The 12,685-nt window shown below is 53.5% G+C and carries 19 protein-coding genes; 2 read left to right on the top strand and 17 right to left on the bottom strand.

Annotated features, from left to right (window positions below):
* Positions 1 to 73: 73 nt before the first annotated feature.
* From QRN38_RS27820 to QRN38_RS27755, 14 genes are all read right to left on the bottom strand, one after another.
* Positions 74 to 379, bottom strand: coding sequence for a hypothetical protein (locus tag QRN38_RS27820; RefSeq protein WP_122223033.1), 306 nt, complete (start codon positions 377 to 379; stop codon positions 74 to 76).
* 287 nt (positions 380 to 666) lie between these two features.
* Positions 667 to 975 carry a hypothetical protein gene (locus tag QRN38_RS27815; protein WP_122223031.1) on the bottom strand — a complete coding sequence of 103 codons (309 nt, stop codon included), beginning with the start codon at positions 973 to 975 and terminating at the stop codon, positions 667 to 669.
* Positions 976 to 1,165: 190 nt separating this feature from the next.
* A complete protein-coding gene (locus QRN38_RS27810) occupies positions 1,166 to 1,516 on the bottom strand; it encodes a hypothetical protein (RefSeq protein ID WP_122223029.1) in 351 nt (116 codons plus the stop codon).
* Between the two features lie 29 nt (positions 1,517 to 1,545).
* Positions 1,546 to 1,674: a hypothetical protein gene (locus QRN38_RS27805; protein ID WP_259641459.1), complete on the bottom strand. Its 129-nt coding sequence runs from the start codon at positions 1,672 to 1,674 to the stop codon at positions 1,546 to 1,548.
* A 98-nt stretch (positions 1,675 to 1,772) separates the two neighbouring features.
* Positions 1,773 to 1,982: a hypothetical protein gene (locus tag QRN38_RS27800; RefSeq protein WP_122223027.1), complete on the bottom strand. Its 210-nt coding sequence runs from the start codon at positions 1,980 to 1,982 to the stop codon at positions 1,773 to 1,775.
* 580 nt (positions 1,983 to 2,562) lie between these two features.
* Positions 2,563 to 2,973 carry a hypothetical protein gene (locus QRN38_RS27795; RefSeq protein WP_122223021.1) on the bottom strand — a complete coding sequence of 137 codons (411 nt, stop codon included), beginning with the start codon at positions 2,971 to 2,973 and terminating at the stop codon, positions 2,563 to 2,565.
* The gene (locus tag QRN38_RS27790) at positions 2,970 to 3,413 is read right to left on the bottom strand and encodes a hypothetical protein (RefSeq protein ID WP_122223019.1); all 444 of its coding nucleotides are present in this window, start codon (positions 3,411 to 3,413) and stop codon (positions 2,970 to 2,972) included. The genes QRN38_RS27795 and QRN38_RS27790 overlap by 4 nt, the downstream gene beginning before the upstream one ends.
* Complete coding sequence (locus QRN38_RS27785) at positions 3,406 to 3,663, bottom strand: hypothetical protein (RefSeq protein WP_122223017.1); 258 nt, start codon at positions 3,661 to 3,663, stop codon at positions 3,406 to 3,408. The genes QRN38_RS27790 and QRN38_RS27785 overlap by 8 nt, the downstream gene beginning before the upstream one ends.
* 63 nt (positions 3,664 to 3,726) lie before the next feature.
* The gene (locus tag QRN38_RS27780; protein WP_122223015.1) at positions 3,727 to 4,164 is read right to left on the bottom strand and encodes a hypothetical protein; all 438 of its coding nucleotides are present in this window, start codon (positions 4,162 to 4,164) and stop codon (positions 3,727 to 3,729) included.
* A gap of 45 nt (positions 4,165 to 4,209) precedes the next feature.
* On the bottom strand, positions 4,210 to 5,880 hold the full coding sequence (locus QRN38_RS27775; RefSeq protein WP_375233354.1) for a DNA cytosine methyltransferase: 1,671 nt from the start codon (positions 5,878 to 5,880) through the stop codon (positions 4,210 to 4,212).
* A gap of 183 nt (positions 5,881 to 6,063) precedes the next feature.
* Positions 6,064 to 6,636, bottom strand: a complete 573-nt coding sequence (locus QRN38_RS27770; RefSeq protein WP_147466042.1) for a hypothetical protein — start codon at positions 6,634 to 6,636, stop codon at positions 6,064 to 6,066.
* Between the two features lie 237 nt (positions 6,637 to 6,873).
* Positions 6,874 to 7,074, bottom strand: a complete 201-nt coding sequence (locus tag QRN38_RS27765; RefSeq protein WP_122223011.1) for a hypothetical protein — start codon at positions 7,072 to 7,074, stop codon at positions 6,874 to 6,876.
* Complete coding sequence (locus QRN38_RS27760; protein WP_122223009.1) at positions 7,071 to 7,391, bottom strand: hypothetical protein; 321 nt, start codon at positions 7,389 to 7,391, stop codon at positions 7,071 to 7,073. The genes QRN38_RS27765 and QRN38_RS27760 overlap by 4 nt, the downstream gene beginning before the upstream one ends.
* Positions 7,391 to 7,816 (bottom strand): hypothetical protein, encoded by a 426-nt coding sequence (locus tag QRN38_RS27755; RefSeq protein ID WP_147466041.1) that lies wholly within the window; start codon positions 7,814 to 7,816, stop codon positions 7,391 to 7,393. Before QRN38_RS27755 ends, QRN38_RS27760 begins: the two co-directional genes overlap by 1 nt.
* Before the next feature lie 559 nt (positions 7,817 to 8,375).
* On the opposite strand from QRN38_RS27755, the gene QRN38_RS27750 reads away from it, so the two are divergent.
* Both QRN38_RS27750 and QRN38_RS27745 read left to right on the top strand, forming a co-directional pair.
* Positions 8,376 to 8,804, top strand: a complete 429-nt coding sequence (locus QRN38_RS27750; RefSeq protein ID WP_122223005.1) for a LexA family protein — start codon at positions 8,376 to 8,378, stop codon at positions 8,802 to 8,804.
* Positions 8,805 to 8,820: 16 nt separating this feature from the next.
* Complete coding sequence (locus QRN38_RS27745) at positions 8,821 to 10,080, top strand: Y-family DNA polymerase (RefSeq protein WP_502945130.1); 1,260 nt, start codon at positions 8,821 to 8,823, stop codon at positions 10,078 to 10,080.
* Between the two features lie 23 nt (positions 10,081 to 10,103).
* Here the strand turns inward: QRN38_RS27745 and QRN38_RS27740 are convergent, their stop codons facing one another.
* The 3 genes from QRN38_RS27740 to QRN38_RS27730 are packed head-to-tail and all read right to left on the bottom strand — an operon-like array spanning position 10,104 to position 11,164.
* On the bottom strand, positions 10,104 to 10,418 hold the full coding sequence (locus QRN38_RS27740; protein WP_122223001.1) for a hypothetical protein: 315 nt from the start codon (positions 10,416 to 10,418) through the stop codon (positions 10,104 to 10,106).
* Positions 10,419 to 10,433: 15 nt separating this feature from the next.
* On the bottom strand, positions 10,434 to 10,820 hold the full coding sequence (locus tag QRN38_RS27735) for a hypothetical protein (RefSeq protein WP_122222999.1): 387 nt from the start codon (positions 10,818 to 10,820) through the stop codon (positions 10,434 to 10,436).
* Positions 10,821 to 10,879: 59 nt separating this feature from the next.
* Positions 10,880 to 11,164 (bottom strand): hypothetical protein, encoded by a 285-nt coding sequence (locus QRN38_RS27730; protein WP_122222997.1) that lies wholly within the window; start codon positions 11,162 to 11,164, stop codon positions 10,880 to 10,882.
* Positions 11,165 to 12,685: the final 1,521 nt, after the last annotated feature.

Below are 12,685 nucleotides of genomic sequence, written 5' to 3'. Positions count from 1 at the left end.
GCTCTTGGCCGGGGCTTGGTTCACGACAGCCGATGAGGCGAAGCCGAGCACGCCAATAGGGCCTTCTGTTTCCTTAACTCCAAGCCGGATCGGCGGCCAGGATCGCTTTCATCACTGTTTCGTCGTCATCAAAGTAACCGTCTTCAGCCAAGCCTAGATTCCCGTCGAGGATGACGCAGATAGCCAGCGCGGCTTCCGCTGGGTCCGAACCATATTCACGAATCACCCGCTCAATCTGTTTACGGATAAGGTTTGCGGGTACGAGATTGCCTACGCCACCCTCAGCTGCAGGATCCCCTAACTCCAATGGTGCAGACGACTCTCGCAGCGGGTCGACGCTGATGATTGAGCCGGAAGTGGTGCGGAATTTCTGGTCCATGCGTTTTGATATTCCTTTCTAACGGCGCATATCGCGCAAAGCCTTCATGCAAGCCGAAATGAACAACCATGCGTTGCCGCTTGCGATAAAAATTATGAGGGTCGCACCTCCGTACGACAGATCTCCTCTGATCCCAAATACAATGGCGACCAGAGAGCAAAAAAACATGCCTGTGAACCAAAGTTCGATACCCAATCTGCTGACTCCTTTTCGCGGTCGCGTGAATCTCATTCGTCTACGTCCACGGCCCCGCGTTTGAAGGCAGGGCTTGGGCGTTACCGGTTTTTTTAGACCTTATTACTGAAAAGCTCGCGCAGGGTGGCAGCTTCGACGGGCCCCGCCGAGTAGTAAATTTCGGCATGATCCAGACCATCCAAAAGCTTATGCACCTCAACGGAATTCAACCGGTCATTCTGAACCAGCACTTGCATTCTTTCGTCGGGTCGAAGCCCTTCAATCAATGCAACAGCTTCGCGTAGCTCTGGCCTTGTGCAACCCCAAATGTCACCGCCAGCCCAAAAGTCGTAGTGAGCCAAACGCGCCAGATTTGTAAGGCCGGTCAAACGTTTGGGAACATTGCTCGCTTTGTTCTTCATTGTGATTTCCCCTCAACTCTTGGTAGGTGTACCTGGTGCGATTTCCTATCGACGCGCAAACTGGTCGAAACCGGAGTTCCAATCGACGCAAAACGGCTGTCCGCAGCCTGCATTCAAGCCAACGCCATACGAAAAGCTCATCATCACACCAACGCCAAGCAGTAACCCAAGCCCGACAGCAGAGCGTCTTTTAAATGCTTGGAAGACTAGGAACGCAATAAACGGCATCGCAGCCAGCAGCATGATTTTCATAGTCATTTCTTTTCCCTTCTACCTCCATGAAGGTTTGAAATCCAACACCGATCACCATCATCACGGCGACGAAGAAAACCATCATTAACGCCGAGTGTTTACGAGCAGACCTAGAGCCTGCCAGAAGGGCTATGCAGACGCCGAGGCAAAGCATGTAGTAGCGAAACGTCCATTCAGTAAAACCAAGCAAATTGCTTCCGGCACCGACTAGATGGGTGAACACAATCACCCCACAAGCGAGAAACAATCCGCCCATCACACCCCAAAACATACCTACGATAGTTTTCATATCTTTCCTCGAAAAATCTTGTTGTCTGGTTACTTGCCGTGAATAACGCGGCTGATGTAGCGGACCAGCTTCATCTGGTATGCACGGGTACGCTTGCAGCCGTAGCGCTTTTCTTCGCCTTTCAAGGTCCGATTCAGGTTGTGGTGATAGCTGGCCATGTCGTCATTCCTTCGATCTGTAGGACGCTAAAAGGGCATCCTTCTACTGCCTCGGCCCAGCTAAGCGATGGCTGGGCTTGGGCGTTGCTCGTTTCCGATTAGGCAATATGCCCTGCAGGGCACACACGGTAGAAGTTGAAATCTTCAAGCGTGGCCGGACGAAGCTTATCGAGGCTGGAGACAACGACAGGGCCGTTGATCCAGTCATGCCCGCCAAGCTGAGGTTTGCCAGCCAACACACCGTAAAGGCCCGCACCATCCTGCAAGTAGCAAAGGGTGTTCTCGTTGAGTACGTGGTAGCTGGTCATCGCGCATTTCCCGTCTATTTGGTATGAGCCAATTATATACCCCCATTGGGGGTATATCAAGTCTCAGTTTCCGAAATTATTCAGGATGTCTCTTACATACGACCAAGCAATTTCAGGCATAGCCCTACACTCCTTGGAACCCTCTGGTGCAAGCCACTTGTCGAAGGTTTTACGCGGAACGCTGATGCGCTTGCAGAACTGATCTCGGGTCATACCGAGCTGCTGCATGGCATCACGCAGAAAGTCCTGCTGACTTACCATCAAATGATTCTCCGAACAATGTCGCCATCGGCGTTCTGCTTGCGCTAGTAACCGCCGCACAGCAGCAGAGCAACAGCAGCAGAACAACCGACAAGCCTGTCTTTGATTGCAGGTCGTTACACCTATTCGGAGTGGGGTGGCGACCTCACACATGGTTTTGCAGACTCGGAAATGAGCTCCTTAATCCTCTCCTGCTGTCCCTGATAGGACCCATAAAAATAGCCTCCCGCCATCAGCACCGCAAATAGCAAGACACCTGCAGCAAACGAAGCTACGACTACCGTTTTTGTAGAGCATTCGAACTCAAATTTTTGGCGGCTCATGCGTTTTCCTTCGTAAGGTCGGTTGGCAAAGATTCGACCAGCTCCAGCCACTTGTTGACCTGCAGCAGATACTGAACTTCAAATGATGCGTCGAACTCGATACCGATGGTCTTGTGCATGTGGAAATACTTTGGAGCAAGTCCAGATAGCAGTGAGTCAACGTAATGCTTGATCTGCAGCCGCCTCAACACATTGGCACGTAGCCGCTGAGCACTGGATATTGTCAGCTCACGCGTTCCACTCACAAACTCGTTTAATTCGTCCTTGAGTTTCTTCACCTCGGGCAATGCCGTGCGGCGAAAATCCCGAAGCACAGCGACTTCCAAATCCACATTGAATTCGCGCCAGGTCTTTTCGTAATGCTCTTCCAGAGGTGTCGTATTTTCAGACGCTAGAACGTCACTCATTCGTTGCTCTCCTTGTTGATAATGTCGTTGACTTCGTTTTTCAGTAGCAGGTGTTGGGCTCTGCCAATTTGGCCCGTGTTGAGCAGCCGACTCAGGCTGGCCAGGACCTTTCCGTAACCTCTGGCGCGCTGCGGGAAACCGTTCCCTACCGAGTTTTTCGATGCTTTTAGAGCCTTCAGCTCGTCGCGCAACTGCTCATCGAGGTCAGCCAAGTCTGTCAGGGTAATGCGGTCGGGTAAAAACTCGGGGAAAAACATCACCAGTCCTGGCCGATCGCTGTCCATCAGTGCCCGTACGGCGTCAACAATTTCTGATCGGACGGTGCCCTCAGCAAACAGAAGAGCGCCACATATCTGGGGCACTGAAGCTGTCTCCAGCCAGATCAGCAACTCAAGCTGATCCGGGGATGCGTCTGCCTTTTGTTTCGCAAACTCATTCATTCACGTTATCCCCGACTGTCGAAGTCCGGTCGAGGTCAGCCAGAGAACGGCATCGATCTGCTTTGCGTAATAGCTTGCTCACGTTTCCAGCACGAAACAGGCCGTTGCCGGTCGGCCACACCTGAGCAGCGTCCTCGTAGAACTCCGCCGCGATTTGCCACGTACAAGACTGTTCAGCTATGCGCGCAGCGGAGTACAGCGCGGCGCTTGAGCGTTCGGCTTTGCTTGAGTTTAAGTCACGGAAAAGCATGGTGTATCTCCTTCGCAGTTTGGCCCGGAGCGGTTGCCGCCGCTTGGTTCCAGGCACATAAGTTCATAAAAGTGGTAGCTGTTCGCCGCCTTTGAGGCGATCCCGAATGAGCATCGTGGTTCGTCGCTGCTCTTCGCAAATGCGCTCGTATTCCCCAGTAAGCTGCCGGATCAAGTAGGACAAGTGTTGTGACTCGGCGGGACCTGTCCAAGCCACCCATTTGTTTCTGATGATCTGTTTTTCAGCGCTGCTAAGGCCGAAGTAAAGAGCACGTACTTGCCGCCAGTGACGCGCGCGCAGATCGCGCATGCGCTTTTCAGATTGGGCAAACAGGGCCAGTCGTTTGGCTAACTCCTGTTCAACGCTGTGCTGATCTTCGTGGATCTGCTCCGCCAGGAGCGGTGAGCGCTCACGTTCTTGGCGTTGCTTCCTTGCAAAAGCCTTCTGTTTGCGATCTGTGAAATCATAATCGCAACGTCGGTCACACCGTTTGAAACGCATAAAGCCTCCGTAGTACCGGCTCTCCCAGAGAGTCGGTATGAGCCGCTAAATGGGCATTGAACTCAGGGCAAGTCCGACAGCGACCGGCCTAACCCAAACCGGCATTTGGCTAAGCAGGAACGTTTCGCCCTGCTTGGCCAGCAACAGCGTACGGGCCATCACTCCTGCGATAGCCTCTGCCGCACTGGGGGGGACTGCGTTGCCGATTCTCTCCCGCCAAGCCTGATCGCTCAGGCCATCCAGCTCCAGCTGTTCCTCGGGTTCGACGAGACTCTGCAGACTGGCCATTTCGAAAGTGGTAAATGGTCGATGCCATGTGCCGTCAAGACTTTCGATCACGCATGTAAGCCGATCATTGGGTTCTGGCATGCGTGGATCTGCAACTGACCAACGCCCGTTGTCTTGTTTTGCACTGGCCGATACGGCTCCGGCCTGACCAGCCCAATCAACAACGCCGTAGTGACCGCCGGTGAGGTAGGCATCCCCTTTTACGCGGCGCATACCTGGGCGAGGATCCTGCAGCGCAAAAGCACCCTGCCCGGTTGTGCTTGCGGCAATGACCGTGTTGGACGCACCTTTCCATGGCGTTACGAGGTACTTGCCGAAACCTCTGCCAACACTGCGCGGATCTGCAACGCTGAATGTGCCTTGACCCGGAGACTTGACACCGATGATTGCGCCGCTTGGCTTGTCCCACTGACGAACGCCAAATTGCTGGTATTGTGCTGCCCCAGCTGGTGCCCGCGGATCTGCGACGGAAAATGCCCCGTTGGTGGGATTCGACCGACCAGCAACTGTCCCCATAGAGTCGTCCCACTCATTGACGCCCAAATACCCGGCGTATGCTTGAGGCACGATAACAAAATCTTTCAGGTAGCCATTCTCAACGGCCAGTTGCTCAAGGCTGCGCCAGTCTTTACCGGCTTCAACCAATGCCAAACGCACCCATGTTTTCCACTGCAGCGCGGGTACACGATGCATTGGCCCAGCGCGCTCAATGTCTCCCGGCGCTGGCATGCGGCCCAACACAGACCCGACCGACTGCAGCGAGCGCTTTTCAGGCTCGTATAGAAACGGCGGCACTTTCTCAATGTGCCGAGCAACCAGCAGGAAGCGTTTCCGACTCTGTGCCAGGCCGCCCAGCTCACCACAATCATGCGTCGTTTCTGCAACGGCATATCCGTAATAATTCAGGATCTGCCCAATCTGATCGAGCAGGTGGCGTCCGCGTGTGGCCAGACGTGGGACATTCTCAAACACGATGAGACTGACCGGGGCATGCTTCCACGCTTCGCACATGAGCCATACGCAGCGCAACGTTAGTTCATTGAGAGCCTGATACTTGGGGGTCAGACTCATGGCCTGGGACAGCAACCCAGAAGCCCCCTTGCAAGGGCTGCTGATAAACACCACGTCTGGATCCTCGTTGCCAGCGGCACGCCTGATATCTCCGGCGGTTGCTTCCCTCCAGCCAGCTGGCGGCTCTTTACCGTGGAACCGGATGTACTGATCGCGTGTGAAGAGATCCATCTGAGTGCCGGCGACACCAGCAAGCTTTCGGAAATCACGTAACGCGCCCGCGTCGACGTCAACACCGCCGATGCAGCGCCAATCAGCCTGCAGGTGGCCAACGACTTCCTTATTGCGGTTGAAGCCTTTGGCTCCACCGCCGAGGCCGCAGCAGAAATGGAAATGCTTGAGTGCGTATTTGATCACGATAATCTCCGTCGCAGATTGGCCCGGAGCGGTTGCCGCCGCTGTGTCCGGATCTTCATGGCTGGGGTGCCCTGACACGGAAATTATCGCAAATTCAGAGAGTGGAAGTCAACTAATTGTACTATAAGTTTTGACAGAAAATATAATCTTGAGAGCTTTGGTTTTCTTGACTGACCGTGATGATCAATCTTTGATTAGCGCATACCGCTTCGTCACTCCGGCCTCAGATGCGACTACCAGCTCGTTGTTGAGCATGCTGACTGCAGCGCCTTTGCGAACGTTGCTTACACAACCGATCACCCTGAAAAAGCCTTCACTCGTTTCTACGATGCTTTCGGCACGGTTGAAAAAACCGACATGATGTACCGCAACCCCAATCAGCTCCCCAAGCTCGGTGGCAGCCTGGGAAGCCCTCTCGATTTCTTCGATTTCTTCCAGTGCCGTACGATAAGCAGCTTCGGAGCCCATCAATTTCACGATGATGCGCTTTCTGAACGGCAACAAGAGCATGTACGTCAGTGGTGCCCACCAAGCGCCCCCTAATAACCAATACCAGACTCCGAGCAAACGGTCTGGATTTGTTGGCACAACGCCTAGTCTCATCAAGCATTCCAATGGCCCGAAGTGGACGACGCCGAACCAGTAAAGCATCGGCATTACATAGCATGGAGCATTCAGCAAAACCTGCAGACCCATGAGTGATTCGGCCAGCCTACTAGGTGTAGATTCGATTTTTCCCATGATCAATTCCTTCATTTTAATAAGTCGGTTGCTGAGCGGACTTTCTCTTCGCGCAGACCTCTTTCCAGTCGCTGGGCACATCTCCTGAGCCCTCCCTGCAGACCTCGGTCAGTATCTCTTCGTTAGCGCGATCAGCACCAGTTCTAAGGCCAAAGCCGACTGCGAACATCATGAGCACCGTAAAAAACAGAGCGCCTAATACCGCATATCCAATAGCTGTACTACGAGCCATTGCTCTACTCCCTATCCCGATCAATTCAGCGCCGCGCAACGTTCTTTTGCGGCCTGTGAATCCGCCAAGCGCTCCGCTCTAAATTTTGCGTCGGACTTGTCGACACCAGACTGGTTTGCAGCTGCTCCGGCAAACATTCCGATAATGAGCCCGATGCCGAAAATGGCGACCATCGCTGCCGGGAGTGGTACTGCAACGTTTTGTGAAAAGACCTTTGTCATGTATCTGCCCCTATAGCATTCGCGTAATTGATGAACGTCGGATTGTTGATAGCACTGACGCATGCATCTGTGCCCTCTTCGCTGTCCCAGCACCTGCGCTCCTGATCCCATGCACTTGGGTATATGCACCCCGCAGTGTCCGTAAGCAGAACCCCGGAATCGCTGATAGCCACTGAATAGATATTTCCATTTTCCAGAAATACAGCGCCGCCGTCTGACAGCATAAGCGCTTGGCCCGGATTGTTTTCGAGCAGCAGAGCGTATGCAGCGCAGACAGAATCGAAAGTTAGGTTTTCAGCAGAAATTTGAATACACATTAGATTGATTCCTCGCGTTTGAAGCACGCAAGGTATTCGACGCGTGTCAGTTGAATGTCAGCCAGTGTTACCGATGGATCTTCAAGATGAGGATCGTAACCAACAGTGTGGATGTACCAAGCCCGCGCCTCGTCCAAAGTGGCCAACTGAGCGTCATGCTCGATACTTGGCGCTCTACAACCAGCAGATACCTTTTCAGCCATCCAAAGGATCCGCTGGGCCGTGGTGCTGAACTGATCCGCCAATTGATCGGCATTTTCTGCCCACTCAGTGGCCATTGCGGTCGCTCCGTGCATGCCAATACCTACTTGGTACAGCATATTTTCGACCACGCTTTCAGCATTCAACTGGCGCGTTGCCTGTTCTGTTGTGAGCCTCAACAAGACTTCACGAAGAATCTCATCCGAATCTAAAGCTGGCTGCATGTTCTGACCCCTTCGCTGTTTAACCCGGAGCGGTTGCCGCCGCTGGTTCCGGGTGAAAAAGAATTTCTCATTCGACTGGAAAATTATCGTTGATCCCTTCAGAATTGTCAACTTATAGTGCAAACAATCAATACAGATAATTGACTTTCGTGCGCAAATTCTCGCGTGCGAGAAATGAAGTCTATACATTCAAAAAGCATTTACCCGTACAACTGCCGCTGAGCCGTAGGAAAAATGGAATGCTTGAAAGAGATATATCCCTAAAATTGCTGGTTATTGATGGTCCATGCAAAGGACAGAGAATCGCTCGCCCTGGGGACGAGTTCACGTTTGAAATCGAGACTGTGCGCAGCAAATCCAAATATCACTTCACGTACTGCCTACGTCGACATCCCCTGCTGGGGCTTGTCTGGGCTTCGCCGTCGGCCAAGGCTGTTAAAAAACCCTGAGTCTCTGATGCTCTCTCGCACGCGAGAGAAGCATGCCCACTCATCGGCGCTAAGGTGCCAGACATGGGCAACCTATATTACTGTATGCATGAACAGTAACGAGGTGTCCCATGAATGTTGCTTCGATCCGAAAGCTTCTACCATCCGCTCAAAAGCTCCCGGTCATTTCCGGCTGCGCGACTGGCGGGTTTCCCAACCCAGCTGCAGATTATTACGAACCCCCGGTTTCGCTTGATGAGCTATTAAACACTCGTGCCCCACATGTGTGGATCGTTAGGCTGCAAGGCAATAGCATGGAAGGTGCTGGACTTTTCAGCGGGTCGCGCTTGGTAGTAGATCGGGCAGTTGAGGCACTGGCCGGACGCATCGTCCTTGCTTATGTCGATAACCAGCCGCTTGTGAAACGTCTATCGGGATCACCTGCAGGGTGGGTCTTGGAATCAGAACACCCTGACTACAAACCGGTGACTCCCTTGGAGTACGAAGCCATGGAAGTATTCGGCGTCGTAACCTGGTCAATTACCCCCCATGTCGGGTAGATCGAGAAACCAGCCTGTGTTTGCGCTGGTCGACGTCAACAGCTTCTACTGCAGCGTTGAGCGGATATTCCGGCCTGAGCTACGCAGCACGCCAGTTGTGGTTTTGAGCAATTCGGACGGAAGCATCGTCGCCAGAACGACCGAGGCCAAAGCCCTTGGGGTCAAGATGGGCGAGCCTTATTTCAAAATCCGCAACTTTCTTGAAGAAAATGGCGTAGCAATATTCAGCAGCAACTACGCCTTGTATGGCGAAATGAGCCATCGAGCCTCACTAGCTATCTCATCCTTTGGCGTGCCCGTCGAGCAATATAGTTGCGACGAAAGTTTCGTTCAGCTGGACGGTTTGCCTGAACCTCTGATCGATGTTGGCCGGGCCATACAGAAGCGAGTATGGACGTGGACAGCGCTTCCCGTGGGTGTGGGTATCGGCCACACCAAAACCCTGGCAAAAGCAGCACAGCACGCATCAAAAGTGTGGAAAGAAAGGACCGGCGGCGTTGTTGACCTGCGAAGTCCGGAGGCCGTTGAGTGGCTTTTGAAGCGCATGCCCGTAGAAGAAGTGTGGGGCATTGGTAAACGTATGAAAGCCCATCTAGACAGCGATGGCATTACAACTGCGTGGCAGTTGTCACAAGCCGACCCAAGAGCCATGGGCCGAAAGCATTCTGTGGTGTTGGAAAGGACGATACGAGAGCTGAGCGGCGAGTCATGCATTGATCTGGAATCTGATGTACCCGCCAAGCAGTCGATCTGCTCCAGCAAAATGTTTGGGAAACGAGTTCACACTGAACATGATCTTGGTCAGGCGCTTGCAAGCTACATGCATCGAGCAGCCCAAAAACTTAGAGCGCAGCGCTCGTTATGCGGGTCATTTCGGATTGCCATACAAACATCCTTTCATGGTGATTCACCGAAGTACGCTAAAGGCTTCACTTGTACGCCGGAATATCCAACCGACGATGTGCGCTTGCTTACCAAACACGCTCTGCGCGGGCTCGCGTCGATCTACAAACCGGGTTTCGCATACAGTAAAGCGGAAGTCATGCTGATGGATCTGCGTCAAAGGGGTGAGTTCAGCATGGATCTTTTCACCGAAAGTCAGCCTGAAAAGACCGATGAGATTATGTGCATCATGGATAAAATCAATCGCCGGTGGGGTCGCGAGTGTCTGCGGTCAGCTGCGATGCCCACGCGACCTGATTGGGGGATGCGTAGGGAATTTTTGTCCCCCAGCTACATGACCGACTGGGACCAACTTTGGACCGTGAACTGCTAACGCGTTATTCATCGTTGACGGACTTATTTTGCGGGTTCGACCGACACCAGTTCGATGTATTTGTATTTTTTGCGGGCTTCCTTCAACGCGTCCAGTTCGGCCTGGAGCGTACTGAGCGTGTCTGCCAGGTGGGTGAACAATTCGGTTTGCCCTTCAAACTCGTTGCCGACACGAAGCGTCACTATGAGTTTGGGCACGAAGTTCTTACCCGTGGCTCGCTTGGCAGATGCCTTCAAAGGCTGGTTGTCTGCTCGGTGTGGCACGGCATGTGGGACAGCGGTGGGCCCAGTTGCTCCACTGTTGCCAAATAAAGCTTGCCGCATTTCTTCTTCGGTCATAGCAGCTTTCCGCGATCAATTCATGGTGGGGGACTGGGTATCAACTGCCGCTTCCACCGGGAACAGGTAATAGTTCCGGCTCGACTCGGTGAGCCATTCAAGAGCAGCACTGTTTTTCTGCGACTGCGCCTCCTTGAAACTGGCCTGCTTGTCGAGAGGAACAACCATAGTCACGTTCGTTGTCCCACTTGGGCAGACTTTGCGGTTGATCACCACCAACCTTGCGGCATTAACTGAGCCAGCTAAAACGCATCCTCCCGGCATTTCGAAGGCCAATTGATCACCTTTGGCGGGATCAAGCTTGTCAGTCAGCAACTGCACTCGGACTGGTTCAACCGGCACAGACGCTGCGTGCGTTACCAGCGAGGCAAAGAAGACGGATGCGGCGAGTATCTTTCTCATGGTTTTTCCTGTTGTGTGGTGTTGCGCACCGGCATGCAACAGCCGTGCGTTTGCCGAGGTCAATTGAATAACCGGTGGAGTCCTACGGTAGTTGCCACCAAGGCAACCATAATCACTAAAACAACCAGCAGACCCCGTAGTCCGTGTGAGCGGACATCAACACCACAAGCTGTTGCAGTTGCAGCCGCCGTGCTGCCGAAAAGGATCCCGCTGACCTGGGCGATATCCCAACCCAAGAAGCGCATGGCGAGGCCACTGCAAACAACCGCGAAGACTATGGTAGTGATTGCCATTGGAAGGTCTACAAGACCCGGTGTGTGAAGCTGTACGCCGAAAACTTTCATTCCCTCTTTTCCTCCTAATCTGCGCATTGGTAGCTTAGTCGCATTTGTTTCACAAACCGACATTTGACGCACAACAATGCCGACCGCGTGCGCGCACGTCCAGTCGATGGCCAACTCACCCCGCGCCCTGTTCAACCCCGCTTTTTCGAGCACGGTCTTTCGCGTGAGCCTGCGCGGTCCCGTGACGCAAGGCACTGCAAGACGACAGGTCCCGGCAGGTCCAATGGTGCAGCAACCGGGGTAGGCCGGAACGGCCGCAGGGGCAGGCCCCTGTTCGGAGCGACGGCGGAGACCTGGTGCTGACACACCATCGCAGGTGGCATTTGTGGGATCCGGGGTAGCGCAGCGCAGGGGCTAGCCCCTGTTCGGAGCGGCGGCGGAGACGGCTTTTGATCTGGTAAGGCATAACGCGACTTTCTGAGCCAAATACTGATACTGACCCTAGAGGTCCTTGCCCTACTTGCCGCCACAAAGCAAACCGGTATAATCCAAATTGTTGTAGACGGTGTTCCTCCTTCGCAGAGAACACAGAAACCCGTTGCCTTGCCGGGCGCGGGTTTCACACCTCTCCCTCCTGATCCATACCCTCTAAGCCACCTAATTCCTCGGCGCTTCCGCTCTCGCGCAATCGTAGGGCATCTTTCAGTGCGCTTACGGCCCAGTCCGGGCACGGATACGAGCTAGGTTTTTCAGGATCGTTAATCCAAGACCGGACAGTGCGGACCGCGCAAGGCCGACTTGTGTACGCGCAGATCAACGCGGCAGCCTCGTACTGCTTCAGTTCGTGCCTTGCGATCAATTCTCTAAATTGCATCCGATTATCCATAGACGATTACTCGATTTTTCCTTCGATTATGTCCACGTATAACGGGCCCTCAGTAGGTACCTCCAGAATGCTCCGGATTCTACGACTTATAGCCCGCTTATATGGGTCGTCAATCGAATAGAACCCTGGCCGAGCCACGGCCAATGCGACTGGAAAGACAACAAGAGTGATAAACCACGTCATCACTAAAGATGCTCTCAGAAAGGCTGTTAATTCCTCGGGTGTCGATGATCGAGCGTCAGCAATCATACCGCTGACCGAAACTGGATCGAAAACCAGTAAGAACGCACAAAATACTGTTAGCAATACAGGTGTCGCAGCTGCGCAATAAAAGATGGACCGCAATACCAAGCTTACGACTCGCATTGCGTAGGCCAGTAGAAGACGGCGATCTTTCCTGACGCTTTCAACGATGGCGGTGTAATGGTTGGCAGGGAGTGAACCGACCTCGATACCGTTGACATAAACACGGGCAATGGATCCGAGCATGAATAATCCTCTAAGTGGTAGAAATAGGCAGTGCTGCCTATTTTGTACAATAGGCAGCACTGCCTATTTAGTCAACTGTTCTGATAGCCGGAATCCTTCCCCCTTTGGGTCGGGCACTGCTGCAGCTGGATCGATGGCCTGGCACGGAGGGCATAGCCGGAATCCTTCCCCCTTTAGGTCGGGCACTGCTGCAGCTGGATCGATGG

Origin of the sequence: Pseudomonas sp. CFBP2511 (genome assembly GCF_030209255.1) — a bacterium.
Classification (GTDB): domain Bacteria; phylum Pseudomonadota; class Gammaproteobacteria; order Pseudomonadales; family Pseudomonadaceae; genus Aquipseudomonas; species Aquipseudomonas avellanae.
Note: the sequence above shows the minus strand (reverse complement) of the source record. Positions and strands in the feature narration are given on the sequence as shown.

Excerpts from the sequence above, each read along its gene's own strand:
- QRN38_RS27820 (WP_122223033.1), bottom strand. The coding sequence starts at position 379 with ATGGACCAGAAATTCCGCACCACTTCCGGCTCAATCATCAGCGTCGAC.
- QRN38_RS27815 (WP_122223031.1), bottom strand. The coding sequence starts at position 975 with ATGAAGAACAAAGCGAGCAATGTTCCCAAACGTTTGACCGGCCTTACA.
- QRN38_RS27810 (WP_122223029.1), bottom strand. The coding sequence starts at position 1,516 with ATGAAAACTATCGTAGGTATGTTTTGGGGTGTGATGGGCGGATTGTTT.
- QRN38_RS27805 (WP_259641459.1), bottom strand. The coding sequence starts at position 1,674 with ATGGCCAGCTATCACCACAACCTGAATCGGACCTTGAAAGGCGAAGAA.
- QRN38_RS27800 (WP_122223027.1), bottom strand. The coding sequence starts at position 1,982 with ATGACCAGCTACCACGTACTCAACGAGAACACCCTTTGCTACTTGCAG.
- QRN38_RS27795 (WP_122223021.1), bottom strand. The coding sequence starts at position 2,973 with ATGAGTGACGTTCTAGCGTCTGAAAATACGACACCTCTGGAAGAGCAT.
- QRN38_RS27790 (WP_122223019.1), bottom strand. The coding sequence starts at position 3,413 with ATGAATGAGTTTGCGAAACAAAAGGCAGACGCATCCCCGGATCAGCTT.
- QRN38_RS27785 (WP_122223017.1), bottom strand. The coding sequence starts at position 3,663 with ATGCTTTTCCGTGACTTAAACTCAAGCAAAGCCGAACGCTCAAGCGCC.
- QRN38_RS27780 (WP_122223015.1), bottom strand. The coding sequence starts at position 4,164 with ATGCGTTTCAAACGGTGTGACCGACGTTGCGATTATGATTTCACAGAT.
- QRN38_RS27770 (WP_147466042.1), bottom strand. The coding sequence starts at position 6,636 with ATGAAGGAATTGATCATGGGAAAAATCGAATCTACACCTAGTAGGCTG.
- QRN38_RS27765 (WP_122223011.1), bottom strand. The coding sequence starts at position 7,074 with ATGACAAAGGTCTTTTCACAAAACGTTGCAGTACCACTCCCGGCAGCG.
- QRN38_RS27760 (WP_122223009.1), bottom strand. The coding sequence starts at position 7,391 with ATGTGTATTCAAATTTCTGCTGAAAACCTAACTTTCGATTCTGTCTGC.
- QRN38_RS27755 (WP_147466041.1), bottom strand. The coding sequence starts at position 7,816 with ATGCAGCCAGCTTTAGATTCGGATGAGATTCTTCGTGAAGTCTTGTTG.
- QRN38_RS27750 (WP_122223005.1), top strand. The coding sequence starts at position 8,376 with ATGAATGTTGCTTCGATCCGAAAGCTTCTACCATCCGCTCAAAAGCTC.
- QRN38_RS27740 (WP_122223001.1), bottom strand. The coding sequence starts at position 10,418 with ATGACCGAAGAAGAAATGCGGCAAGCTTTATTTGGCAACAGTGGAGCA.
- QRN38_RS27735 (WP_122222999.1), bottom strand. The coding sequence starts at position 10,820 with ATGAGAAAGATACTCGCCGCATCCGTCTTCTTTGCCTCGCTGGTAACG.
- QRN38_RS27730 (WP_122222997.1), bottom strand. The coding sequence starts at position 11,164 with ATGAAAGTTTTCGGCGTACAGCTTCACACACCGGGTCTTGTAGACCTT.